This window comes from Rahnella sp. AA (assembly GCF_002834385.1).
GTDB lineage: Bacteria > Pseudomonadota > Gammaproteobacteria > Enterobacterales > Enterobacteriaceae > Rahnella.
The window spans coordinates 1-22,741 of the sequence record NZ_PITQ01000003.1 but is presented as its reverse complement, the minus strand read 5'-3'; the positions used below and the strand labels follow the sequence as shown (position 1 = coordinate 22,741).

The window sequence follows — 22,741 nt, the reverse complement described above, 5'->3', positions numbered from 1 at the left end:
CCGGCAGGTTGAGGCGAAATACGCCCACTTCGCTGCCGTAAAGACGGGGTTCTTCAGAAATTATTTAATTTCAGTCACAAAGTTGTCGCGGCTGCGGCGGACTTTTTTCAGGTTAACCAGCCAGTCGCCTTCATGTGCGCGATAGCCGATTGGCAGGATGATCACGCTGCGCAGGTTTTTCTCTTTCAGACCGAGGATTTCATCCACGGCAGCCGGATCAAAACCTTCCATCGGGGTGGCGTCCACTTCTTCGAAAGCGGCGGCGATCAGCGCAGCACCCAGGCCGATGTAAGCCTGGCGGGCAGCGGCCTGATAATTTGCTTCGGTTCCGCGCTCAGCGACGATCCCCAGCAACATTTTGCGATAGTTTTCCCAGCCTTCGTTGACGAAACCGCGTACGTCGTTGGTCAGATCGAACATCATATTCACGCGTTCTTCGGTGATGTCATCCCATGCTGCGAAAACCAGCAGGTGAGAGCTGTCAGTCACCTGAGCCTGATTCCACGCAACGGCGCGGATTTTTTCGCGAACTTCCGGGTTGGTGACGACAAACAGCTCAAACGGTTGCAGGCCGCTTGACGTGGGGGCAAGGCGGACGGCCTCGATGATGCGTTCAAGCTTGTCTGCCGGCACAATTTTGGTCGCATCGAATTTTTTAGTGGCATAGCGCCATGCCAGTCTCTCATTTAAGGTCGTCATAATATTTTCCTTATCAACAGTTTGAATGCAGGGAGCGCTTTGCTCGTTAATTACTTCCCCAAATAGCCGCAAGATAGTCGCATGAACGCTATTTAAGGTTTTATGGATTTGAGCCCTGAAAATATCTTAAATCACCCGCAGCGTGAGGTTCGGTTATCGCGGCTACGGGTCTCACTGTGGATCATTATGGCGGCGGGGCGTTATCCCCATTTTTTGCCCTAAAATTTGTGTCACTTCAACAACCTTTTGTGTTGCCGGCGTCAGGAATGCATCCTCAAGGTAAGTAATACCAACGCGTCGTTCCATGATGAGCTGATCATTATCGATGCGAATTAATCTTGACGCGAACTCTTCTTCCTTAAGACTGTTTTCCGACAAAAAACTCAGCAACCCGCTTTTCGCTATCAGGCCGGGCACGGCGGCCAGCGAGCTGATCTCAATTTTAACGTCAGGTACCGGGCAATTATTCTCATAAAACACCCGGTCCAGCCATTGTCGCATAGAGACGGTTTTGGCCGGTAAAATCCACCCGTAACGGCTAAGGTCATGCAGGGACGCTGGCTTGCCGGCCAGAGGATGGCTGCGTGATGCGGCCACCACGACCCGGTCCGCAGTTACCGGGAGCTGTACTAACGCCCGCTCATAGTTAATCAGAGGACCGATCACAATATCCAGCGCATGCCGCTCGAGCTGATGGTAGAGGACGTCGTTCATGCCGATCTGAATTTCCAGTTTCACATTGGGGACTTCTGATTGCAGCACTTTGCACATTTCCGGTAACAGAAATTGTGTCGCAGAACCGGAAATCCCCATACGGACAATACCGCCGGTGCCACGGCTCAGCTCCTTTATCACCGTCGTGGTTTCGTTATACGCGCTTTGCAGCGATAAGCCCCGCTGGTAAAGCAATCTCCCCGCTTCAGTGAGCTCCAGCCCGCGTCCGGCGCGCTTGAAGAGTTTTACCCCAAGCTCTTTTTCCAGCCGTGAAATAGACTTCGAGAGCGCAGGCTGCGTGATATTCAGGTTTTGTGATGCTAATCCCAGATTCATTATCTGTGCCGCCGCAACAAAGTAATCTAAGTCTCTGTTATTCATCATCTATATCTTAAATTCATAGGTTTAATAAAAAAATATATTAGAAGGCATAGGTCGAAGGGTCAATAATCTCCACGCAAAGATGAGGTTAATATCCCGGAATTTTTTCAAGATTGAGGATTGCTATGCGTAATGAACATGCCGACTGGCCAGCCGGTTTTTATATTGCACCACGGCTGAACGTGATTGATAAAAAAACCATTGAAGCCTTCAAAGTGGTGCCTGCTGCCGTTGCCGGAGACTGCATGGGGCGTAATACCGGCACCATGAATATGCACCGTTACCATGATGATGTAAGTATTACGATTTGTGGCCCGGCAATTACGGTGAAAGTGCGTCCGGGTGATAATTTAATGATTCACAAAGCCCTGGAAATGGCACAACCCGGTGATGTCATTGTGATTGATGGCGGTGGCGATCTGACTCAGGCACTGATCGGCGGGTTGATCAGAACGACAGCAATCACTAAAAAGATTGCCGGATTCGTTGTTGATGGCGCTATCCGTGATCTGGCGGAATGGGCAGACGGTCAGATCCCGGTATTTGCGAAAGGGCACACGCATCGCGGGCCTGACAAATCGGGGCCGGGCATGGTGAATGTCGCTATAACCTGCGCGGGAATGGTAGTGAACCCCGGCGATTTAGTGATTGCTGACAGTGACGGTGCGGTTGCTATATCGGCGTCACAGGCCGAAAATATCCTGACCAAAGCATTGGCGCATTTGTGTAAAGAGGCCAAAATCCGGGAAAGTAATGAAAATGGCACCAGTGATCCTGAGCGGTTTAATTCCATTTTACGTCAGGCGGGCTGTCCTGTTTGACGTTATTTATAAAAATATAAAGAATTAAAATAAGGAAAATCCAATGTACCTTGCCTTGGTTGGCTATGTGCTCATAGCCTGTCTGATGTTCTTTTTAATTAAAGGGAAAGCAACGCCAATTTCGCTGTTTATTTTCCTGTCAGTGGTCGCCGGTTTTTGTGCCGGTTACTCACCGTTAGAAATGAATGAATATATCATTAAAGGTGTCATGCAAACGGCACCTAATGCTGTACTTTTTACATTTTCAATTATTTTCTTCAGTATTATGACTGATGCGGGCGTATTTCAGCCGCTGGTTAACTGGCTGACGAAACTGGCTGGGAATAACGTCACCGCTATTGTCATTGTCACGGGGTTTATTGCCACCGTAGCCCATCTGGATGGCTCCTCGGTGCCTTCGGTGCTCATTACCGTCGGCGCGATGTTACCGGTTTATAAAAAGATGGGGATCCGCCCCGTGGTGTTGCTGTGTATGCTCGCCGCCGGGATGGGGGTGACAAATATCACGCCGTGGGCAGGCCCGCTTGCGCGCGTGGCCGCGGTTTCAGGCCTGGACGTTAACGAGCTTTACCATCATCTGATCCCGACTCAGGTGGTGGGGCTGGTATGTATTATTTTTCTGGGGGCCTTCCTTGGCGTTCGCGAACAAAAGCGTATTCGCCTCGGTCTGGATATTCCCGAGAATGTTTCCGAACCGGAAAAATATGTGCAGGGCGATGTGCATAATAACGCCGCACCAGGTAATAAAGCGCTGTTCTACATGAACGTGTTGCTGGTCATCGGTGTGACCGTGTTGCTCCTGGTGACGAAAATTCAGGCCTACGTCATTTTCATGTGCGCCTTTTCAGTTGCGATGATCTTTAACCACCGGTCGCTGAAATTGCAGGAGGGCGTGATGAAAAAATATGCTTATTCTGCCTATATGATATCCGGCACTGTCATGGCCGCGGGGGCATTTGTCGGTATTCTGGGGGGCGGTGGTGAGCACTCAATCCTGACGGAAATGGCAGATGTGGTATTGCATGTCATGCCCGCCGCGCTGGGAACGCATCTGCATATCATCATGGGCGTATTAGGCGGGTTAATCGGCTTTGTCATCGGCCCGGATGCATTCTTCTACGGGATCTATCCGCTGGTCGCGAAAGTCGGCACAAGCTACGGGCTGACGTGGGAGCAAATGGGGCTGACGATGGTGGTGGGGAAAAATATCACGATGATGCTGAGCCCTGTATTTGCCACAACCTATCTGGCCATCGGTTTAACCGGCGTCGAGCTGAAAGATCATATCCGTTTCTCATTCACACCGGTTGTGATTATTTCATTAATCATGGTCTTTTCATTAGTACTGACGAATACCGTGCCCTTCTGAAAAAAATATCTCAGCCTCCGGTTCTGACCGGGGGCGACCAGGAGAGCGCGCAACCCATTCTCACATCCTGTCTTGCAGGCCGGGATGAGCTGGTATTGCACCCCGGCACTGAACCGCCACGCAGCGCCGGAAGGCATGGTCAGAGACGTATTGTCCTGCGACCTGTAAAAGCTGCTGTCATAGGCAATGCCGGTCGTGATGGATCCCGTCATTCCCCCAGCAAGGCTTTCCTGGCCGCATCGAGAAACTCATCTGATACTTTATCGCCAGCGGTCGCACGCGCTAATGCCAGGGCGCCGGACAATAATGAAAACTGTTTAAGTGCCTCGGCTCTGCGCGATGCCTCATCGTCGAGATTCGAGAAAGAAGCCAGTTTTTCCAGCATATAATTCACCCCGGTTAAATAGACTTTGCAGACCGGTTTATCATCGCTTTCACGGGCGACATCGCTTGCCAGCGCAGTAAGGGCGCAGCCTTCCGCGATATTATCCCGGTGGGCCGGGGAGAGATAGAATTCGACCAATGTGCGCAGATTATCCTGTCCTGGCTGGCTGCTGAGCCCAAGCCAGCGGGCCTCTGAGTCCTTAAGTGCCTTACCGCTTGCGATAGCCGCGAGCTCGTCTTTGGATGCAAAGTGTCCGTAAAAACCGCCGTGGGTTAGCCCGACAGCTGCCATTAAATCATTCACACTGACGCCGTTTAACCCTCTGGCGCGAAAGAGCTGAGAAGACGTTTGAATAATCGCCTCGCGGTTGAGTTCCATCTGTTGTTTCGATACCCGTGGCATAAATCTTATCCTCCAAAAACATCACTTTATACGCGATGATACCAATAAATCCCTGACATCGTTTTCCCTAATCCGTTTGCCGTACTGAAATCTTCATCGTTGACAGTGGTGAGGCATGATCATAACATCCAAAATAAATGATAACCATCATTTAAATGGGTTCGGGGTAATTCCTCTCATCCCATCCGGGTTCAATGATTTCAACACTCAGAAGGAAGATTTATGTCCAGCGATATTCTGTTTAGCCCTTTTACGTTGAAAGGCCTGACTTTGCCTAACCGAATCGTCATGGCCCCCATGACACGGGGTATGGCGGAAGGCGGGATCCCCGGTGCAGCGAATGCAGAATACTACCGGCGACGCGCGCAGGGCGATGTGGGGCTGATCCTCACAGAAGGTACTGTGGTCGACCGCCCGGCCTCAAGAAACATGGCCGGGATCCCGTTCTTCCACGGCGAAAAAGCCCTGGCTGGCTGGGATTCTGTTGTAAAAGCTGTCCATTCCGCCGGTGGCCGCATCGGGCCACAGCTGTGGCACACCGGTTCAACGCATGGCCGTGGCTGGGAACCTGACGCACCGGTTGAGAGCCCGTCCGGCTTAGTGGGGCCGGATGAAGCCCGTGGCGTGGCAATGACGGAAGAAGATATTGCCGATACCGTAGCTGCCTTCGCCAGCGCGGCGGCAGACGCTAAACGACTGGGTTTTGATACGGTCGAACTGCACGGGGCGCACGGGTATCTGATTGACCAGTTCTTCTGGTCCGGCACCAATAAACGCACTGATTTATTTGGCGGGGCAACGATTCGCGAACGTGCTCGTTTTGCCGCTGAAGTTGTCCGCTCAGTTCGTGCTGCCGTGGGGCCTGATTTCCCGTTAATTCTTCGGGTCAGCCAGTGGAAACAACAGGATTACGCAGCGCGTCTGGCGAATACCCCGGATGAGATGGCCAGCTGGCTGGTTCCGCTGGTTGAGGCTGGCGTGGATATTCTTCACTGCTCACAACGCCGTTTCTGGGAGCCAGAATTTGCACAGATCGATGGCACTGAAGGGCTGAATTTTGCAGGCTGGGCGAAGAAGCTGACCGGTGCAGCTACCATCAGCGTCGGCTCCGTCGGGCTGGATTCTGACTTTTTTGCCGCTTTCGGTGGTGAAGGCTCAGGCACAGCGGCTCTGGACAATCTCTACACGCGGCTGGAACGTGAAGAGTTTGACCTGATTGCCGTCGGGCGTGCATTAATTTCAGACGCGCACTGGGTGCAGAAAGTGAAAAATGCGCAACTGGCAGAGCTGAAAGGCTTTAACGCGGCAGATCTGGGCGCACTGGTCTGAGTTTCTGAATAACGCCTGTAAACCGACATGTTGTTTAGACTAAAACTGTCGGTTTAATTTTGAATATATAAATGACGAATATCATTTATATCGTTTCTGCATGGGGATAACGACCAAAGTATGCAAGCATTCATCATCGATAAGTACGGCACCCACAGCGGGCGGATAGCGGAGGTTGCGGAGCCGCAGATGCAGGACGATGACGTTCTCATCCGCGTTCACGCGGCGGGTGTGAACGCCCTCGACAATAAAATCAGAGCAGGCGAATTTAAACTGCTGCTGCCTTACCGGCTGCCACTGACTCTGGGTAACGATGTGGCCGGTGTCGTTGTGCGCACAGGGTCTGCCGTTCATGCGTTCAGGCCGGGCGATGAAGTTTATGCCCGGCCTGATCAGGAGCGCATCGGTTCTTTCGCACAATTTATTGCAGTTAAGGAAAGTGCTCTGGCGCTTAAACCTGACAATCTGGATTTCTTGCAGGCGGCTTCTGTCCCGCTGGTGAGCCTGACGGCATGGCAGGCGCTGGTTGATGTCGCCAAGTTGAGAAAAGGGCAGAAAATCTTTATTCATGCGGGATCGGGAGGCGTCGGAACGATTGCGATACAGCTCGCCAAACATTTGGGTGCCTTTGTTGCCACCACGACGAGTGAAAAAAATGTTCAATGGGTCAAAACGCTGGGCGCGGATGTGGTCATTGACTATAAGACGCAAAGTTTTGAAAACGGCGATCGTGACTACGACGTGGTGATCAACAGCCTGGGAACGGACGTTCTTGAAAAATCGCTCAGCATCCTGAAACCCGGGGGCAAGCTTATCTCGATATCCGGCCCGCCAACGCCAGAATTTGCAACTGAACAGGGTTTGCCGTGGTATCTCCGGCAAATTATGCGGCTGATGAGCTACCGCATCAGAAAGAAGGCAAAGCGGCAGGGTGTAAAATATTCCTTTCTTTTTATGCGTGCCAGCGGACGCCAGCTCAGTGAGATAACCGCACTGATCGAATCAGGGGTTATTCGTCCTGTCATCGACCAGGTATTCCCTTTTGAGCAGACGGCAGAGGCACTAACCTACGTGGAGTCTGGACGGACGAAGGGGAAAGTGGTTATTGATCTCGGCATTGCAACAGTTCCCGTGGATTTAAACCGCCAGATAGGGTAATCACGTCCTCAGATAGCAGCACAACGTTGCATGATCCCACCACGGGTTTTCATGCACCTGTGTCTGTGCGATAACAAAACCTTGTGCTGTGATCTCCTCTTGCAGGAGGTCCAGTGGCAACAATGTACGCCAGGGTTGACCATCCTTATTGAGCTGAAAACGTTCAGCATCGTAATTCAGGCGGTCTTCGTCCCGCTTCGGTTCACCGCACATACTGCTGATAATCAGCATTCCTTCAGGCTTCAGGGCATGACGGATATTTTCAAAGCAGTGTGTTCGCTGTTCGCCCGTCAGGCAATGAAGGCAACTTCCGTCATAAATCAGATCAAAGTGCTGCGAAAGCAACGCCACCGGCGCGCTGATATCCGCCACGTTAAAATGGCCTTCCAGACCTTGTGCTCTGAAAGATTCGGTTGCCCACCCGATGGCCGTTGGCGAAATATCCACGCCGTAAACCTGATATCCGTGGCGTGATAACCACAATGAAGCCATTGCTCCGTTGCCACATCCCAGTTCAAGAGAAATGGCCCCCGGTGCAGGCAGAATGCCGGAGTCCTGTATACGAGCAAGTGTGATACAGAGGTTTTCCCACGCTCTGGCGTATCCCTTATCGGTCCACGCGGGGGCCCCCTGATGTTTAAGCGTCTGGTAGATTTGCTCGTACTGATTGATGGTCATGGCAGCGTTATCCGAACAATTGGAACGGTAGAATATAGTTTGGCCCTCATCATATGACATTCCAGTTGTACGAGCAGTCTGTTAAAAATAGGCAGACGTTGCCCCATCAGATTTAAGTAAAGATAAACAGGCAAAAACAGCTATCCGGGGATAGCTGTAAAGTAAGAGAGAACCGTATCAGACCTGCGTCAGGCCGCCATCCACGCAGATTTCAGCACCGGCAATATAGCTGCTCTCGTCGCTCGCAAGGAAGAGTGCGGCACTGGCGACTTCTTCAGGTTTGCCCAGCCTTCCCAGCGGGATTGCACCGGTTAATCCTTCGCGCACTTCATCAGAGGCTGCCGCCATCATTTCAGTATCCACGGGGCCGGGTGCAACCACGTTAATCCTGATGCCGCGTGCAGAAAGTTCGCGAGTCCAGGTTCGCGCGAAAGAGCGTAACGCCGCTTTACTCGCACTGTAAACGCCGTATCCCGGAGTGCCAATGACATCAGCGATTGAACCTATCAGCACGACGCTGGCGCCGGGTTTTAGCAGAGGTAATGCAGCCTGCAAGGCAAAAACCGGCGAGCGGACATTAAGGCCGAATATCTGATCAAAATGCGTTTCGCCGATCTCGCCGATGGTGGCGTACTCCGACATTCCGGCGTTGATGACCAGCACATCAATCTGACCCGATTCGTCCTTAATGGTCTGCATAATGCGGGTCAGTTCGACAGGCTGGCTGACATCAGCACGCAGCGGGATTGAAGTGCCTGATATTTTCCCGCTGGCCGTTTTAAGCTCTTCTTCCCGGCGTGAGGTCAGCCAGGTTGTTGCGCCTTCGCTGGCGAACCGCTGGCTGATTGCCAGACCAATACCTTTCGCGCCGCCCAATACCACGGCCACTTTGTTTTCTAATCTGCTCATCTGTCATCTCCCGTTGGGTTGGAAAACAGATGATATAAAATTTATACTAGATAACAATTACGCACTTTATTGATATCAGGTATAGCGGAGTATATCGGCATGGCAGAAATCGACGGTAACAGCTTGAGAGATGTAGGAAAAACGCGCCCGGTGCTTGAGCACATCACCAATAAATGGTCGATTTTAATTCTCACGGTACTTTGCACCCGGCCTTCACGTTTTAATGAAATTCGCCGCCGGCTGGATGGCATTACGCATAAAGCGCTGGCCGATGCTTTAAAACGGCTTGAACGAAACGGACTGGTCAGGCGTGAGGTGTTACCGACCTCGCCGGTAGGCGTGGAATACAGCCTCACACCGCTGGCGCAAACATTGCAGCAGCCGTTTGTGGCGTTGTATGACTGGGCGTTGAAGTTTGGCCCGGCGTTGGAAGAGGCTCAGGCGGCCTATGACCGGATACATGCGGATGAAAAAAGTGAGATACCGGTTGAGCGATCGTTCTGATCGCTCAACCCGGTCAGAGAGTTGTTCAGGCGTTTGACTGTCTGGTGGCGTTATTTAGCCAAAAGTTCTTTGCGTACGATTTCTGCGCCTGCACTTAACGCATCCAGTTTGCCTCGTGCGACTCCACGTGGCAAAGGGATCATGCCGCAGTTAGTGCAAGGGTAGAGTTTGTCGGCGTCGACAAACTGCAATGCTTTTCGAAGCGTCGCGGCGACTTCTTCAGGCGTCTCGATAGTATTGGTTGCCACGTCAATCGCGCCAACCATCACCTTTTTACCGCGAATGAGTTCCAGCAGTTCGATAGGAACATGCGAGTTATGACATTCCAGTGAAATAATATCGATATTCGATTTTTGCAATTTCGGGAAAATCTTTTCGTATTGTCGCCAGTCTGTTCCCAGCGTTTTTTTCCAGTCTGTATTGGCTTTGATGCCATAGCCGTAGCAAATATGCACAGCCGTTTCACATTTAAGCCCTTCAATGGCTCTTTCTAACGTGGCAATTCCCCAATCGTTCACTTCATCAAAGAAAACATTAAATGCGGGTTCATCAAACTGAATAATATCGACACCCGCAGCTTCTAATTCTTTGGCTTCTTCATTGAGAATTTTAGCGAATTCCCAGGCGAGTTTTTCACGGCTTTTGTAGTGGTTATCATAAAGCGTATCGATCATCGTCATGGGACCCGGCAGGGCCCATTTAATAGGATGGTCTGTTTGCTGACGTAAAAATTTGGCATCTTCAACAAACACCGACTTTTGGCGGCTCACGGGTCCCACGACGGTCGGCACGCTCGCATCATAGCGATCACGGATTTTAACGATCTCACGTTTCTCAAAATCAACGCCGTTAAGGTGTTCGATAAACGTGGTGACAAAATGCTGACGGGTTTGCTCGCCATCGCTGACAATATCAATGCCTGCCTGCTGCTGATCTTCCAGGCACAGGCGCAGGGCATCTTGTTTACCGTCGATTAATTCCTGATCTTGCAGTTTCCAGGGTGACCAAAGTACCTCAGGCTGTGCCAGCCAGGAAGGTTTAGGTAAACTGCCCGCCGTTGAAGTGGGTAATAACTTTTTCATAATAGATGACCCTGTGTTTTAGTTAATCAAAGAACGGGACTTGCGGACCACTGCTCAAGAACAGTTTGGTAAGGTTTAATAAAGTTCTCTTCAGTAAACTTTCCCTGCTCAATCGCTAAGTGGCTACGTTCTTCTCGATCATAAACAATTCGAGTTAAAGAATAATCCTGGAAATTTAAGCTGGGCTGATAGCATTTCCCCGCGGCGGAATTAGCATTGTAAATTTCAGGTCGGTAAATTTTCTGGAACGTTTCCATCGTGCTGATGGTGCTGATAAGTTCAAGATTAGTGTAATCGCTGGGCAAATCGCCAGTGAAGTAAAAGGCCAAAGGCGCGACACTGTTTGCAGGCATAAAATAGCGGGCATGTAATCCCATTTTTGCAAAATATTCATCTGTCAGTGAAAGTTCGTCCTGCTGATATTCGATACCCAATACAGGATGTTCATTTCCCGTGCGGTAATAAACATTTTTACTTGAAACACTCAGGCAGATAACTGGCGTTTTATTGAAACTGTTTTTATAAGTCTCTGAATTGACGAATTGTTTGAATATGTTTCCGTGTAATTCACCAAAGTTGTCCGGAAGGGAAAACTGGGTTTTATCCTTATTATGCGCTGGTAGCAAAACGCTAAAATCAAAATCCCGCACGTAAGAGGAGAAGTTATTCCCGACAATACCTTCAATGCGTTCGTTGGTTTTTTTATCAACGATATTTGTTTTTAATATTTCAATCACCGGGAAGGCGTCGGCCTTACCTTCAATAGCAATATTCAACTGAGCAGTAATGATTTCAAGTTCGACGCAATAGCGATCTCCGTTAGGATTATCCCAATGCGCCAGAGAATTGAAACGGTTGTCAATCATCACCAGGGTATTGCGTAAGTTCTCCTGGCGTTTCTCACCTCGGGCCAAATTAGCAAAGTTAGTCGTAATACGCGTACTTTCTGAAGGGTTATAATTTTCGTCGAAGCGAATGCTCTTAATAGTAAATGCAAATTTTTTATTCATTGTCATCCGGCGCCCTGGTTTATATCTGGAGATAATTGCTATGCATAATTTATGCCTGAGTCATTGATTGAGGAAAAGTGATTTAATTTCATTAAACATGAACGATATTCATGATCAGGTGTAGATTCAGGGGAGATGTTCATCTTCGCCGGTTGAACAACCCGTAGCAGCGCGAAGAAAAAGGAGGATTACCGACGGGGTAGTGAGGGGCGGGCGCTGTTGCTGTCAGCCCCTGCGTCAGAGGCCGACATTGCTGACATTACTTCTTCTTATTAAGCATCGATTTTAAATCGGCAAAGGGATTATAGGTTGCCGCATCAACATCATTTTGCGCATCCTCTCCCGCGACAACGCGTGTGCCGTACTGGTCAGCTTCCGTGTACTTTGAGTGTTCGTGGTCATGGCAATACAGGCACAACAACTCCCAGTTACTGCCGTCTTCCGGATTATTGGTATGGTCGTGATCGATATGGTGAACCGTTAATTCACGCAGGTTGGAGTACACAAACTCCCGCGAGCAGCGTCCGCAGACCCAGGGATAGATTTTGAGTGCTTTCTCACGATACCCGCTTTCCAGACGCGAGTAGTTTTTTGGGATCAGTGCCATGGCGATGTTATCCGTTACAAAGAGATGATTTTAAGAGCGTGCGTCCAATATATCCCACAATCGTGCGGGAGGAAAAAAGAAAGCCGCCTCTGCGTATTTACTTCAGTTCTTTTTATCCTGGATCCGCCCCAGTTTCATTGTCACCTGATCCGGCATTTCATCCAGATTATCCTCCCGCAACCCCAGCACCACGTTGTAGCCCATCAGCAGTGAACGGTCGCCGAGGCGCGGCAACGGTGCGAGTTTCATCGGGATAGTCAGCGTCAGGCTGGCATCGTAATCACAGCCCAGATAAACGCGCAGCAGCTCGAATACGTCCTTACTCAGCAGGCCGCCGGGCAACCAGCCTCTGGCCTCTGCCGCGTCTTCGGTAAGCATTTCAACACCGATACAGTAATTCACATCCGATGTCTGACTGCCCAGTACCGGGTGATCACCCAGCCGTTGTTGATCTGAAAACGAGAATTTCGCCCGTTTACCGGCGGGCATACGCGTAACTTTATGCGGTTTGACTGTCACCTGCGTATTCGGGGCCTGCGTGCGGATCACACTGGCGATTCCTTCCGCCGTCCGGGTAGTTCTGACCAGCGGCTGCAGTAATGCCAGTAGGCGCGAGGCGGGGACATCGCCGCTGTCGGTGATACCGGTCAGCGCCATCAGGCTGCGCGATGTTTTGTCCGTGCCGCCGTCTTCAAAGGTGGCCGGATAGCTGTACTTTCGCCAGATGCGGTAAAACTGCGTCATCATCCGGTGGTTGAAGATATCTGAGAAGGCTTCCAGCGCTTCATGGCCTTCACGTTTTTGGGCAATGTCATCGATGTAACGGGTCGGCAGCGGGGAATCCACGCCGTACAATCCCATAAACGTGGTGCGCACCGTCGGCGGCGCGTCCGGTCGTTCCGGATCCGTTTCTACCGCTTTCAGCTCGCTGGCCGGAAAACCCATTCCGGGGTGCGGACGAAAACGCACCGGGTCGTCTTTCGGCGTGAAGGTGCTGCCGATCGGTTTCTGATCTGACAGCTGTTTTTCCAGCAGCTGGCAAAAGCGATAGAAATTAAAGGCGTGCGCCCGGTCATTGCCGTCCTTGTCCCGCCAGAATTCCTTCAGACGCTTTTCGTTATCATCCGTCGTCATCAGAATAAAATCCGTTTTAAGCGTCGTTCCGGCCACGTCCACGTTGTTCCGGACTGACTGAGCGTCACCGTCAGCTGCGTGAAGCGGCGGACATCGGCGTACTGGGTGTAAAACTGCTCCAGAACCTCACAAAACAGCAGCGCGTCGCCTTGCCCGAAGAACTGATGTTCATCTAGCGTCACGCGGATCGCCACACCGTGCCAGCCTTCGGCGGGGTAATGGGAGGGCGTGTATCCGACGTGCGTAATGCCCGCAATGCGGCGGGCATTATCCTGATCATGCGTCCAGTCCAGCAGCGTCAGCGCGTGACGCAGCGTATCGGTTTCCATCAGTCCGGCAATGGCCTGCGGATGCAGTAATGACAGCACCTGCCACTGATAAAGTCCGGCGGCCGGCGGGTAATACGGCATGGACGGGCGCGTGCGGGTCGCACATTTCAGCTTGAGATTACCGGGGGCCATTTCTCCATCGAAGATGCTTTCCTGTAACGCCATGCGAGGATAAGCGCCGTTGGTGCAGGTCATGTTCAGGCGCATTTTCAGACCGTCCTGTTCTGCGTGCGTCCTGCCACCGAGCATCAGAATGGTTTCGTTCAGCCCGGACGTGCCGCGGTACATGCGGGTGTGGTAATAACGGTCGGGCCAGGACTTTTCATATTTCAGCATCCCGCCTTTCTGGCGGAACTGGCTGTAGGGCACATAGCTGAATTCGGCGTTGTCTTCGGTGACTTCCGCGACATCGTTTACCGCGTAAATTTCCGTGTGACCATCGCTGAGCCGGTGCGGTCGCAGGCGGTAATCGCTGACCGCCGAGGTTACGGTTAGCGGCTGAGCCAGCAGGCGGAACAGATTAATGACCGGCACGCAGTGCATGCGGATGGCGTCCGGCGGCACGGCCAAATCGTATGACCAGCGCTCGCTGAGCGTCACCTCGATATCGAATGCCGTGGTCTCCGGCGGAAAACTCAGGGTTTCCAGCCCGCGCAGCTGCATAAAGAAATAACGTTCGGGGAAGGTGAAATACTCCAGCCACGGGCGCACTTCGCCGCACAGCGCCGGGCTGTCGCTCTCCGGCCACAGGCTTGCATCACTTTCGGTCTGCCAGCGCGGGATAAACTGCGCGTCCACCGGCATCAGCTCGGTTGATTCTTGCCAGAACCGCACGTTCACCCGTTTCACCTGACGGCTGAGGGCCAGATACAGCGCCGACTGCAGCACGCGGTCACCATTGAGATACAGGCTGAGATCCTGCCAGTCGGCGGGGCGGACTTCGGTCAGCGCGGGCAGGGTGAAACGCAGCCGCAGCGCCTGCTGCCCTTCATGCAGGGTGCAGAGCGACACATTATCGAGCGCAAACGGATGCACTTTCATGGCGCGGACGGTGCGGTAGGCGCAGCGCTGGCGGTCATTGCCCAGTGGTTGGGTGAACAGTTCGCTTTCTGCCGGTAATACCTCTTCGCGCACGTGCAGCTCCGGCGCGGCGGGCGTCAGTTCGACCACGGCGGTTGAGGGCAGGGTGCGGTTAATCACCGGCAGAAGATGCGAGAGTAGCGGTTCGGTCAGTTCCGGAATGTCGTCATCAATCTTCTGCCGCAGTTTGGCCATCATCAGCGAAAAGCCCTGAAACAACCGCTCGACCGATTCATCACGCGGCACCGGACTGCCGTCCAGACCCAGCGTACGGCCCAGCGCCGGAAATTCCTTCGCAAACTCCAGCCCGGCTTCCTTCAGGTAGCGCATTTCGCCGTCAAAATATTTTAAGAAATCGTCTTCCATGTCGTTACCTGTGTTAACGGAATATCGTGTCAGGGAGCCGGAAGCCATCAAGGCTCAGCAAACTGACGGGGTCGTTCCCGGCGGTAAAGGCCAGCCGGTAGTTGAGCGGCAGGCCGTCTTCGGCGGTCCAGGTCAGCTGATAATGTGTGTCGTCCACCGGCGAGATTTTGGCCTTCTTCAGCAGGCGGTAAAACGCCCAGGTACCCGGCGTATCGAAATAGAGCCGCGCACCTGCGCGCACGCTGGTCCACACCAGTTCGGCATTGGGATAATAGGTGTCGCCCGGCCACTGAATATCCGCCCAGAACGGCATCTGATTAAAATACACCAGTCTCTGACCGTCGATGCTCAGCCCGGTCTGCACCACGTCTCTGGCCGTGCCCGCCTGCAGTTTGAAACGAAAACCCCAGCCGTTATCGTTCAGCGCATGACCTAAACGGTCGAGCTGATTCAGCTTACTGAGAAAGGCCGGGCTGACCGTCAGCCCCGGCGGCAGTTTGTCGGCCTTCTGCCAGCGGTTTTCTTTGTACTCCAGCACGCCGTTCAGGTGCCCGCGGATAAAACTGACAATCTGGCCCGTTTGCGGGTTGATAAAATCATTCAGCGCCACCAGCGACGCGTCTTTCTGGCTGCCGGTGAACGGAAAGGTGTTATCGAATTCTTTATGCCAGGCTGCGACAATCTCCTGCTGCCACTGCGCATCCATACCCTTCACGCCGGTGGTCATCACGCCTTTCCATGTCTGGCTAAGCGGCGATAAAAAAAGTGCCTGTGCCATCGGTTGCCAGCCGCTGCCCAGCTGAACGCTCAGGCGGGCGGGTAACTCAGAGACCGTGTTATCAATCTGCGTGCCGCGAAAAACCGATTGTGAGAGCGCCGCCGTGCCGCCGCTGGCCGCCGACAGGTTGCGCATTTTGTCACGCAGGCCAGCCGTTTGTGACCGCCACGCAGATAACGTAAGTCCGTTGCTTTTACCGGCACCGCTCGCCATTGAAACGATACCTCCAAACACCGGTTGCAGCGCGGGATTCAGCTCATTGCGCCGTGCGTTCGGGCTGCCTGCCAGCCCCTGCCAGGCCAGCTGTTTCATCAGGGCTATCTGTGGTGAACGGCTGACATCAGAGGCGAGCGTCAGCTGTCCCGCCGGATCCGCCGCCGTATGCGCCTTCAGCTGGTTCAGCGTTTTCTGCCACGCAGTGCCGTACTCGGCAAAGTAGCGCGCCGTTAACCGTTCGCCCAAAGCCGTGGGTGACAGCGAGGTTTCCACAGGATGCTCCGGCTCTGCCAGCACCCAGCTGACCTGCTCCTGACGCTGTATGACCAGCGCCGCAATTTCCGGCGCTATCGCACCTTCATACGCCTGACGGGTAAAGCTGCCCGGCACTTCTGCCGCGAGGGTAAACATCCCGCCAGTCTCCTGACCGTCAAGCAACTGAGTCAGAGACAAATCGCCGAAATTGCGCGAAGTACGATATATCAGGGAACCATAGAGTTTCTGTTCAGCGTCCGCGCCGCTCATGGCGTTCAGCAAGGCCGACCGCGCCTGAGCGACCGCCGTGGTGTCAGGCGTGATTTTCCAGCCAGGATGAAGCGCAAGCTGTGAGGCGAAAAAAGCAATATCCTGCGGCGCGATGTTATTCAGCAACGGCGTCAGTTGCAGCGCTAAGTACTGTTGTGCTTCAGCACCGGTGTTTTTGTCGGGATGTGCCAGCATCAGGTAGGTTTTCAGGGCGTCATAAGACGGCGTGGATGATACCAGCGTCGCGCTCAGCTGCTTCTGCGCCGGTTGAACGATAAGCCTCTCCGCCAGCGCCGAGTATTCCGGCCAGAGCGTGGGAAGCAGATAATCCGTAACGTCCAGACCAAAACGGCGGTACAGCGGCGTGCCCTGTTCCTGCTGAGTCAGTAAGGTTTGCACTTTCTGTTGTAATGAAGACAAGACGGCAGGTGAGGGCGAGTTTTTCGCCTGCTGGACCTGCTCCGCGCTGCCGGTCACCAGCCGGTAATTACTGATGCCGGACACGATTGTACCGATGGCCAACACCAGCATCGCGGTCGCGGCGCTCCACTTCGCCACTGTTCGCGCCGTTATTCCAACCGGACGACCGGCGCGGCGGTGAATGCCTGCAGACAACTCCCGCCAGATTGGAGAATCCGAATGTTCATGCGGGCTGTAGGTGTGTAACACAAGCGCCGGTGAAAACGCCACGCCGTAAAGAGGCAACGGGTGATAGCTGTTCAGCAGGGGTTTAAAAGCTGCCGCCCAGCCAGCCAGACGTGCTTTTAAATCGCTGGCCAGTTGCAACAAAAACGCATGACGCAGGTTTTCACTGATTTGTGCCATGCCTTGTGCGCGAAGTTCGGGGAGCAGTGAATCGACAGAAGACGATAAAGACTCCGGTGTCAGCCTTTTGTTCTCGAACACCCCGACCAGCTGCACCGGCCGTTCGGGTTGCGGCCACTTCTCTTCGCGCCGGTCCAGCAGATAGACCGGCAGCTCCCAGCGCAGATGATGGCGGACGATTTCGTAACCGCGAAGCACCGCGTCAGCCTGCGCCGCCTGAGTATAGTGCGCCTCATGACTGACCCAGACCAGCGCATCGGCAGGGGCGTGAGGACGCAGACGGCGTAACGCCTGAAGGTCTGCGGTATTGCCGCCTGCGGCCAGCAACCCGCCCCATAACAGCAGGGTATTGCCGACCGTCATCCAGCCAGATTGAGTCAGCCCCGGGGCAACCGCTTCAACATCGGTCATTTCACCCATCACCAGCAGCCAGGGGAGTTTGCGTTTCCAGCGAAGGCCGTAGCGATGCCGGAGTGCAGATTTCAACCGGCTGACGTCAATGGAAGCCTGAACAGGGCGATCCGATTCGGTATCCGCCGTTGCGCGCTTTGGATGCACAGGCGCCCGCCAGTTGGCCGACGTGGTGACAAGGTTCAATGACAGGACAATAAGCGTGATAATCAGCGTGATGACCAGAACTGATATTGAAATACCCGGGCCATTTGCGGACGAAGAAAACACGCTGAGTTGCAGGATCACACTGATAATCGCAATCGCAACAGCCAGCAGCAGGAACAGTATTCCCAGTGGCTTAATCATTTTCTTCACAATCAGCTTCCTTGCTGTGCAGACCGGATAAAGCCTGGCTCAAGCAGGCGATTCAGTATGACCCGCAGGCCAACGGCGCTGCCAATCATTGTGACAACCAGTGTCAGGATCAGCGTGACCGCGCCCCAGAAAGAAAACAGCCAGTCCGGGAAGGCATGGCCGAGGGACCAGAACAGCACCAGATTGAACAGCAGTGAAGCGACCACGCATCCGGCAGGGTAAACATCGCGAGGTAGCTGGCTTTGATAGTCGGCCTGAACCGGCGCTCGATTCCCGACAACGACTGCCCAGGCAGATTCTTCTGAAGCAGCCAATACCCACTGGCTGCCCTGACCACGCTTAATCATGTCGGCGGCGGCGCCTAGCATCAGCCAGCCTGAAAGAGGGCCATACCCGGTACACCCCTTGTCGAAATCCAGTTGCCCGCCCATCGGAGCTTCGTGGCGTAGTGGCAATTTCAGGTCATGGATAACGGCATTGAGCTTTTGACGCAGTGTGTCAGTCAGCCCGGAGAACCACACCAGCCGGAGTGAATCAGCCGGTTGTTGTGTCATATCGCGCAGTTCCCGCAAATCTTCCGGCAGTTTTTTCAGATTTAATGGCATGGCCCTGAAGAGCTGCGGGGTATTTTTTTGTGCATCAGGTTTGAGCTGGTTGGCAGGTGATAGCAACAGGCCGGTCGCGATTTCGCAAAGAGGCTTTTCCTCCACTCCGTCGTAGTACTGCATGGCGATAACGACAGAGGGTATGCGTGCGTCTAAGCAGGATCCCAGCGTTTCCAGAGACGCCTGCGGCCCGACAGGTTTTATCTGCAAGATGTTTTCGGGATAAAGCGTTTGCCAGAGTTCTTCGAGGTAGAGAATGTGTGTTTCAGTTACCTCCGTTTGTGTCTGCACGTAGAGGTTGATCGTTCCCTGCCCGGGCAGATTCAGCGTTTTAATGGCGGCTTCAAACGACGTCAGGATATGGCGGCAGATGATTTCAAAGCGATAAATACCCGGCGGCGCATCGTCCTCAGGAAACAGCAACACGGCAGGTTCCTCTTCATCATCTTCATCGCGGGATAAACCCGCGATCTGCGGGTATAAATCCAGGCGGGTGGTGAAGTTCACGCTATCAACAATGTGCAGATGCTGATGTGTCCAGTTTTGCCATGCCGCGTGGGTATTTGCCTGCCAGTGTGTCCAGCTGTAATACATCAGCGCACTCACCTCCCATGAGAGGAGATAAAGCGACAGGCACGCCAGTATTCCGACCAGCGTGAAACCGGTCAGCGGCAGATAATGACCTGAAGACAACGGATACAATCCGGTTGATGGCGTATCAAGCACGATCCAGACTAATGCCAGTGCAAAAGCCGTCAGGAAGATAAACACGCACACCCACGGCGACCACGCAGGTGGCTTTTGCTGAGGTTTAGCCTGAGGAACTGACCAGCCCATTATTCGAACCCTGCATCAGTCAGGCTGGCATACACCACCGAACCGCATTCGGTTTTACAGCCCTGCACTACAATGCCTTTTCCCTGTTCTTCATAACCCTGCGCGCATTCAATAATGCGGTTTGGGCCGTGTTCAGGGCAGCTCACGCTGTCATGTAACAGTGCCGCATTTTTTCCCTCAATCTCAAACGTTGATGAAGCAGAGATCACCGTGCCGCCGTGGGAGGTTTTATCCCCGAGAACCACCACATTTTTCATGCGAGTTCTCCCTGCGGTTTCTGTGCCCGGACTAACGCGATATTGTCAGCCTCGGCCTTTTTCACCGCGTCGTCATAACGCTGCCGGGCATCGGTATCTACGTCTTTACGGATTATGGGGGGAAGCTTAGGTGGCGTGAATATGCCTGTTTTGTAATAAGAATCGCTACCTTGATATGTCCAGTCAGCCATTCTCCTTAACATCAGCATCCATTCTTCTTTCTGACCAATATTACAGAACCCTATCGGCAAGTCGTAGGCTACCACCTGCTGAAGAAACAACGGGTTTTGGGGCAAATCACTGTGGTCGGCAGGCCGGGAAATATATTGGCTGATACGCGAGCGCATATGCTCAACGCTTTCCCTGTCAACATTGCGTTTATCATAGGGAGAGCCAGGTGGAGCGGGGAAGGTTTTACGCTCATTGAAGCCATAGAGTTTGATGTAATATTTGTAGGTATTGTCGTTGAAACCCTTTGAAGCCGGATCTTTATTCCCCCATCCGTAGCCATAATCGTCATAGTCCTTGTCGGCCAGATAGATCTCATGCGCCGCTTTATCGGCGGGTAAGTCTTCAATATGTTTGCGGTCTTTATCGAAATCAGCCAGCTGCTCCGCAGTAATAGGTTGAGGGACCTGTTCGGCATTGATAAACAGCTTTTGGTTTGAGTCCGGATTTGGCCATGCCTGACGACTAAACACAGAGTCATTACTGTCCCAGAATTTTTTGCCGCCATCTGGTTTCCAGTCCCTGCTCATATCCGGCAACGTACCAAACGGAGTTTGCGCATCAGGCGCTTCACCACAGGCCATATTGCGGGCGAGCATGCGCACGAAAAGGGATTTTTCCGGAACCATCGCAAAAACCGGGTGCGGCTGGGTATAGTTGCTGGCTTTCGTATTGGGAAGCCCTTGCCAGCCGATACTCAATAACGGTGACGACCCCATTACCCGGTCATGCGGGCTGCAATAAATATACGTGCGTCCGTGATTATCGCGCTCAGGAACGTCAGGGTTTGAGGTTTTCCCATCCGGTTGCCAGTTTTCGCACGCACCATCAAGACCGCAGACGAGTTTCTTAGGATCGGCGTTTTTAAGCCGGTCCTTATTTTCAGCCACTTTGCCGACAATATCAGCAAAGGTGACGCGTCTCGCGGCATCAGAAATACATTCCGCTAACGGGTAAGAGAGATAGTCCATCCCTTTGCTTTCCAGACAGAGCGGGGAATTCATTACAAAGAGCGCATCGGGCGCGGCGCCCTCCATTGCGGCCGCTGCGGCGGCAATCATCGTGCCCTGACTGTGAGAGATAACGGTGACGGTATCCTTCGGGCTGAGTTCACGGATCTTTCTCACCAAATTTGCCAGTCGTTCAGCAGCATGAGAATAATATTCACGCGGCGGTGCATTCGCTAACAGACGGTCAGTTTCCTCGTTGATAAACTGCGTACTGAACGGGATCGGGATTTTTTTGACCCATTTACTGAAGCCGTATTTACTCCACAACGAATACAACGAAGTACAACCGTTTTGGAAGGGACCTCCTCCCCAGAAAAAAGGATATTTACTATTTTTGGTCTCTTCATCATTGAGATCTGTACAGCTAACTCCTTTTTCTGTCCTTAGCGGTATGACGAAATCCTTTTCGGTACCTGGTTTTGCTGAGTAGCCCCAGTAGAAGCGTATAACAGGGGAACGGCCTTTAGTAATTACCTGTACTGGAAATGCACTGTCTTCATTGTATGTTATGGGGGTTAAAGCGAATTCACAGCCTTCCAGACCAAGACGTCGATTAAGGCCTTCACAAAGATATTGTTCGGCTGTTTTGTACCATTCACCTTCTGAGTTTACGCCGTGAACAAAGATAACCAAGCCTGGGAGTTGAATACCTTTTCTTACCTCCCCCCGAACACAAACATTTTGCGGGCTCATAGTACTTCTGGCTTGTTGAATACCATTAGGTGTCGTTTCACTGTTTAGCAAACGAGTAGGCTCGTCATGTTGATAGGCTTCAGGCATAAGTCATCCTTGATTTTTTGGCTGGGAAGGAATTAGTGCGGAATTACAACTAAACTGCTCACTGGCAATATTATTTATCTTTATATCGGGAAGTTTTTCGGTATGCGGAGAATTATTATATTTATCAAAAAGCGCACTAGCCTTTAAACCTAGCTCATTTACCTGTGCATCTGAATAGTGATACTTATTTGTTAGCCAGCGGTCGGAATAACCCATTGGATTTTTTTTATCCAAAACGTCTTCAGGAACACCTAACTTCAACATCCCTTTGTAAAATTCATCTTGGATCCAGGCTTGCCTTACGTTATAAAACTCGCCATTGCTATTGATTGCATACTTATCAGTAGATGGATATAGGTTGCTTTTGAAGTAAATTGCATCATCAGTCACAACGATTGTGTGATTTTTAGAGCTTGAGCTATTAATTGCACCAAATTTAATATCACTAAATTTTTTCCCACCATCGATACTTGCTGACAAAATGCTGTAAGCACAGCCTCTTAGCGAGTCGCCGCATGCATCGTTATCACCACGAACAAATGGAATCGCCAGCATGTCATCGTTTTTCGCGGCCCAGATAAACTTGCCTTTATAATTCATTGTTCCTTTGGAAAGGAACCAAAGCTTCGTTTTTATCTTCTTGACATCATTATGATAATAAATTGAGCCATCATCGCAGTTGGTATAATCCTCCAGCGTGAGATAGCGATTTTTATCGATACGATAAATCACCTGCGGTGGGTTAGGGATGGTCTGTACTGCCCGCTTTTCGGGCTGCGTCGATGCTTGCACCGGAGGCGGTGGCACGGTGCAACTATTCAGGCTGGACAGCGAAAATATTAGTGCACCTGAGAGTAATGTTAGCTTTTTCATGGTCATCCTTGATTTTTTGGTTTAGTCGGCATCAGATCAACGTTACAACTAAATTTACTACTCAGTGAGGAACCTAATTTAT

20 protein-coding genes are annotated in these 22,741 nt (G+C 52.2%); 5 read left to right on the top strand and 15 right to left on the bottom strand.

The annotated features are described in order from the left end of the window. Positions 1–60: 60 nt before the first annotated feature. Together CWS43_RS08420 and CWS43_RS08415 are read right to left on the bottom strand one after the other, a co-directional pair. Entirely contained in the window at positions 61–699 is a 639-nt protein-coding gene (locus tag CWS43_RS08420) for an NAD(P)H-dependent oxidoreductase (RefSeq protein WP_101076501.1), read from the bottom strand. 171 nt (positions 700–870) lie between these two features. Then, on the bottom strand, positions 871–1,794 hold the full coding sequence (locus CWS43_RS08415; RefSeq protein ID WP_255414156.1) for a LysR family transcriptional regulator: 924 nt from the start codon (positions 1,792–1,794) through the stop codon (positions 871–873). A 125-nt stretch (positions 1,795–1,919) separates the two neighbouring features. On the opposite strand from CWS43_RS08415, the gene CWS43_RS08410 reads away from it, so the two are divergent. Both CWS43_RS08410 and CWS43_RS08405 read left to right on the top strand, forming a co-directional pair. Continuing rightward, positions 1,920–2,615, top strand: coding sequence for an RraA family protein (locus tag CWS43_RS08410; RefSeq protein ID WP_101076499.1), 696 nt, complete (start codon positions 1,920–1,922; stop codon positions 2,613–2,615). Positions 2,616–2,658: 43 nt separating this feature from the next. Next, positions 2,659–3,984 (top strand): CitMHS family transporter, encoded by a 1,326-nt coding sequence (locus CWS43_RS08405; RefSeq protein ID WP_101076498.1) that lies wholly within the window; start codon positions 2,659–2,661, stop codon positions 3,982–3,984. Positions 3,985–4,192: 208 nt separating this feature from the next. Here the strand turns inward: CWS43_RS08405 and CWS43_RS08395 are convergent, their stop codons facing one another. Beyond that, on the bottom strand, positions 4,193–4,771 hold the full coding sequence (locus CWS43_RS08395) for a TetR/AcrR family transcriptional regulator (protein WP_101076497.1): 579 nt from the start codon (positions 4,769–4,771) through the stop codon (positions 4,193–4,195). Positions 4,772–4,993: 222 nt separating this feature from the next. On the opposite strand from CWS43_RS08395, the gene CWS43_RS08390 reads away from it, so the two are divergent. Both CWS43_RS08390 and CWS43_RS08385 read left to right on the top strand, forming a co-directional pair. Next, positions 4,994–6,100: an NADH:flavin oxidoreductase gene (locus CWS43_RS08390; protein WP_101076496.1), complete on the top strand. Its 1,107-nt coding sequence runs from the start codon at positions 4,994–4,996 to the stop codon at positions 6,098–6,100. A 120-nt stretch (positions 6,101–6,220) separates the two neighbouring features. Beyond that, positions 6,221–7,258: an NADP-dependent oxidoreductase gene (locus CWS43_RS08385; protein ID WP_101076495.1), complete on the top strand. Its 1,038-nt coding sequence runs from the start codon at positions 6,221–6,223 to the stop codon at positions 7,256–7,258. Here the strand turns inward: CWS43_RS08385 and CWS43_RS08380 are convergent, their stop codons facing one another. Together CWS43_RS08380 and CWS43_RS08375 are read right to left on the bottom strand one after the other, a co-directional pair. Further along, the gene (locus CWS43_RS08380; protein ID WP_157825364.1) at positions 7,259–7,936 is read right to left on the bottom strand and encodes a class I SAM-dependent methyltransferase; all 678 of its coding nucleotides are present in this window, start codon (positions 7,934–7,936) and stop codon (positions 7,259–7,261) included. Between the two features lie 177 nt (positions 7,937–8,113). Beyond that, positions 8,114–8,845, bottom strand: a complete 732-nt coding sequence (locus CWS43_RS08375) for an SDR family NAD(P)-dependent oxidoreductase (RefSeq protein ID WP_101076493.1) — start codon at positions 8,843–8,845, stop codon at positions 8,114–8,116. Between the two features lie 99 nt (positions 8,846–8,944). Here CWS43_RS08375 and CWS43_RS08370 point away from each other — a divergent pair, with 99 nt between their 5' ends. Then, on the top strand, positions 8,945–9,349 hold the full coding sequence (locus CWS43_RS08370; protein ID WP_101076492.1) for a helix-turn-helix domain-containing protein: 405 nt from the start codon (positions 8,945–8,947) through the stop codon (positions 9,347–9,349). Positions 9,350–9,399: 50 nt separating this feature from the next. On the opposite strand, the gene CWS43_RS08365 is transcribed toward CWS43_RS08370, so the two are convergent. The 10 genes from CWS43_RS08365 to CWS43_RS08320 form a co-directional block, all read right to left on the bottom strand. After that, positions 9,400–10,431, bottom strand: a complete 1,032-nt coding sequence (locus CWS43_RS08365; protein ID WP_101076491.1) for a methionine synthase — start codon at positions 10,429–10,431, stop codon at positions 9,400–9,402. 26 nt (positions 10,432–10,457) lie between these two features. Next, positions 10,458–11,441, bottom strand: coding sequence for a DUF1852 domain-containing protein (locus CWS43_RS08360; RefSeq protein WP_101076490.1), 984 nt, complete (start codon positions 11,439–11,441; stop codon positions 10,458–10,460). Positions 11,442–11,700: 259 nt separating this feature from the next. Then, the gene (gene yajD / locus CWS43_RS08355) at positions 11,701–12,048 is read right to left on the bottom strand and encodes an HNH nuclease YajD (RefSeq protein ID WP_101076489.1); all 348 of its coding nucleotides are present in this window, start codon (positions 12,046–12,048) and stop codon (positions 11,701–11,703) included. 102 nt (positions 12,049–12,150) lie between these two features. Further along, positions 12,151–13,182, bottom strand: a complete 1,032-nt coding sequence (gene tssG / locus CWS43_RS08350; protein WP_101076954.1) for a type VI secretion system baseplate subunit TssG — start codon at positions 13,180–13,182, stop codon at positions 12,151–12,153. Continuing rightward, a complete protein-coding gene (gene tssF / locus CWS43_RS08345) occupies positions 13,182–14,957 on the bottom strand; it encodes a type VI secretion system baseplate subunit TssF (RefSeq protein ID WP_101076488.1) in 1,776 nt (591 codons plus the stop codon). Before tssF ends, tssG begins: the two co-directional genes overlap by 1 nt. A gap of 13 nt (positions 14,958–14,970) precedes the next feature. Then, on the bottom strand, positions 14,971–18,060 hold the full coding sequence (locus CWS43_RS08340; protein ID WP_232776859.1) for an ImcF-related family protein: 3,090 nt from the start codon (positions 18,058–18,060) through the stop codon (positions 14,971–14,973). An 11-nt stretch (positions 18,061–18,071) separates the two neighbouring features. Further along, the gene (locus tag CWS43_RS08335; RefSeq protein ID WP_101076486.1) at positions 18,072–19,511 is read right to left on the bottom strand and encodes a hypothetical protein; all 1,440 of its coding nucleotides are present in this window, start codon (positions 19,509–19,511) and stop codon (positions 18,072–18,074) included. Continuing rightward, on the bottom strand, positions 19,511–19,768 hold the full coding sequence (locus tag CWS43_RS08330) for a PAAR domain-containing protein (protein ID WP_101076485.1): 258 nt from the start codon (positions 19,766–19,768) through the stop codon (positions 19,511–19,513). The genes CWS43_RS08335 and CWS43_RS08330 overlap by 1 nt, the downstream gene beginning before the upstream one ends. Next, complete coding sequence (locus CWS43_RS08325; RefSeq protein WP_101076484.1) at positions 19,765–21,786, bottom strand: hypothetical protein; 2,022 nt, start codon at positions 21,784–21,786, stop codon at positions 19,765–19,767. The genes CWS43_RS08330 and CWS43_RS08325 overlap by 4 nt, the downstream gene beginning before the upstream one ends. A 3-nt stretch (positions 21,787–21,789) precedes the next feature. Next, the gene (locus tag CWS43_RS08320) at positions 21,790–22,659 is read right to left on the bottom strand and encodes a hypothetical protein (RefSeq protein ID WP_101076483.1); all 870 of its coding nucleotides are present in this window, start codon (positions 22,657–22,659) and stop codon (positions 21,790–21,792) included. Between the last annotated feature and the right edge of the window lie 82 nt (positions 22,660–22,741).

What these genes read in the sequence shown, in the direction of transcription:
- CWS43_RS08395 (WP_101076497.1), bottom strand. Translation starts at nt 4,771, where the DNA reads ATGCCACGGGTATCGAAACAACAGATGGAACTCAACCGCGAGGCGATT.
- CWS43_RS08385 (WP_101076495.1), top strand. Translation starts at nt 6,221, where the DNA reads ATGCAAGCATTCATCATCGATAAGTACGGCACCCACAGCGGGCGGATA.
- CWS43_RS08340 (WP_232776859.1), bottom strand. Translation starts at nt 18,060, where the DNA reads ATGATTAAGCCACTGGGAATACTGTTCCTGCTGCTGGCTGTTGCGATT.
- CWS43_RS08415 (WP_255414156.1), bottom strand. Translation starts at nt 1,794, where the DNA reads ATGAATAACAGAGACTTAGATTACTTTGTTGCGGCGGCACAGATAATG.
- CWS43_RS08360 (WP_101076490.1), bottom strand. Translation starts at nt 11,441, where the DNA reads ATGAATAAAAAATTTGCATTTACTATTAAGAGCATTCGCTTCGACGAA.
- tssF (WP_101076488.1), bottom strand. Translation starts at nt 14,957, where the DNA reads ATGGAAGACGATTTCTTAAAATATTTTGACGGCGAAATGCGCTACCTG.
- CWS43_RS08405 (WP_101076498.1), top strand. Translation starts at nt 2,659, where the DNA reads ATGTACCTTGCCTTGGTTGGCTATGTGCTCATAGCCTGTCTGATGTTC.
- CWS43_RS08370 (WP_101076492.1), top strand. Translation starts at nt 8,945, where the DNA reads ATGGCAGAAATCGACGGTAACAGCTTGAGAGATGTAGGAAAAACGCGC.
- CWS43_RS08420 (WP_101076501.1), bottom strand. Translation starts at nt 699, where the DNA reads ATGACGACCTTAAATGAGAGACTGGCATGGCGCTATGCCACTAAAAAA.
- CWS43_RS08320 (WP_101076483.1), bottom strand. Translation starts at nt 22,659, where the DNA reads ATGAAAAAGCTAACATTACTCTCAGGTGCACTAATATTTTCGCTGTCC.
- CWS43_RS08375 (WP_101076493.1), bottom strand. Translation starts at nt 8,845, where the DNA reads ATGAGCAGATTAGAAAACAAAGTGGCCGTGGTATTGGGCGGCGCGAAA.
- CWS43_RS08380 (WP_157825364.1), bottom strand. Translation starts at nt 7,936, where the DNA reads ATGACCATCAATCAGTACGAGCAAATCTACCAGACGCTTAAACATCAG.
- CWS43_RS08410 (WP_101076499.1), top strand. Translation starts at nt 1,920, where the DNA reads ATGCGTAATGAACATGCCGACTGGCCAGCCGGTTTTTATATTGCACCA.
- CWS43_RS08390 (WP_101076496.1), top strand. Translation starts at nt 4,994, where the DNA reads ATGTCCAGCGATATTCTGTTTAGCCCTTTTACGTTGAAAGGCCTGACT.
- CWS43_RS08335 (WP_101076486.1), bottom strand. Translation starts at nt 19,511, where the DNA reads ATGGGCTGGTCAGTTCCTCAGGCTAAACCTCAGCAAAAGCCACCTGCG.
- CWS43_RS08365 (WP_101076491.1), bottom strand. Translation starts at nt 10,431, where the DNA reads ATGAAAAAGTTATTACCCACTTCAACGGCGGGCAGTTTACCTAAACCT.
- CWS43_RS08325 (WP_101076484.1), bottom strand. Translation starts at nt 21,786, where the DNA reads ATGCCTGAAGCCTATCAACATGACGAGCCTACTCGTTTGCTAAACAGT.
- yajD (WP_101076489.1), bottom strand. Translation starts at nt 12,048, where the DNA reads ATGGCACTGATCCCAAAAAACTACTCGCGTCTGGAAAGCGGGTATCGT.
- tssG (WP_101076954.1), bottom strand. Translation starts at nt 13,182, where the DNA reads ATGACGACGGATGATAACGAAAAGCGTCTGAAGGAATTCTGGCGGGAC.
- CWS43_RS08330 (WP_101076485.1), bottom strand. Translation starts at nt 19,768, where the DNA reads ATGAAAAATGTGGTGGTTCTCGGGGATAAAACCTCCCACGGCGGCACG.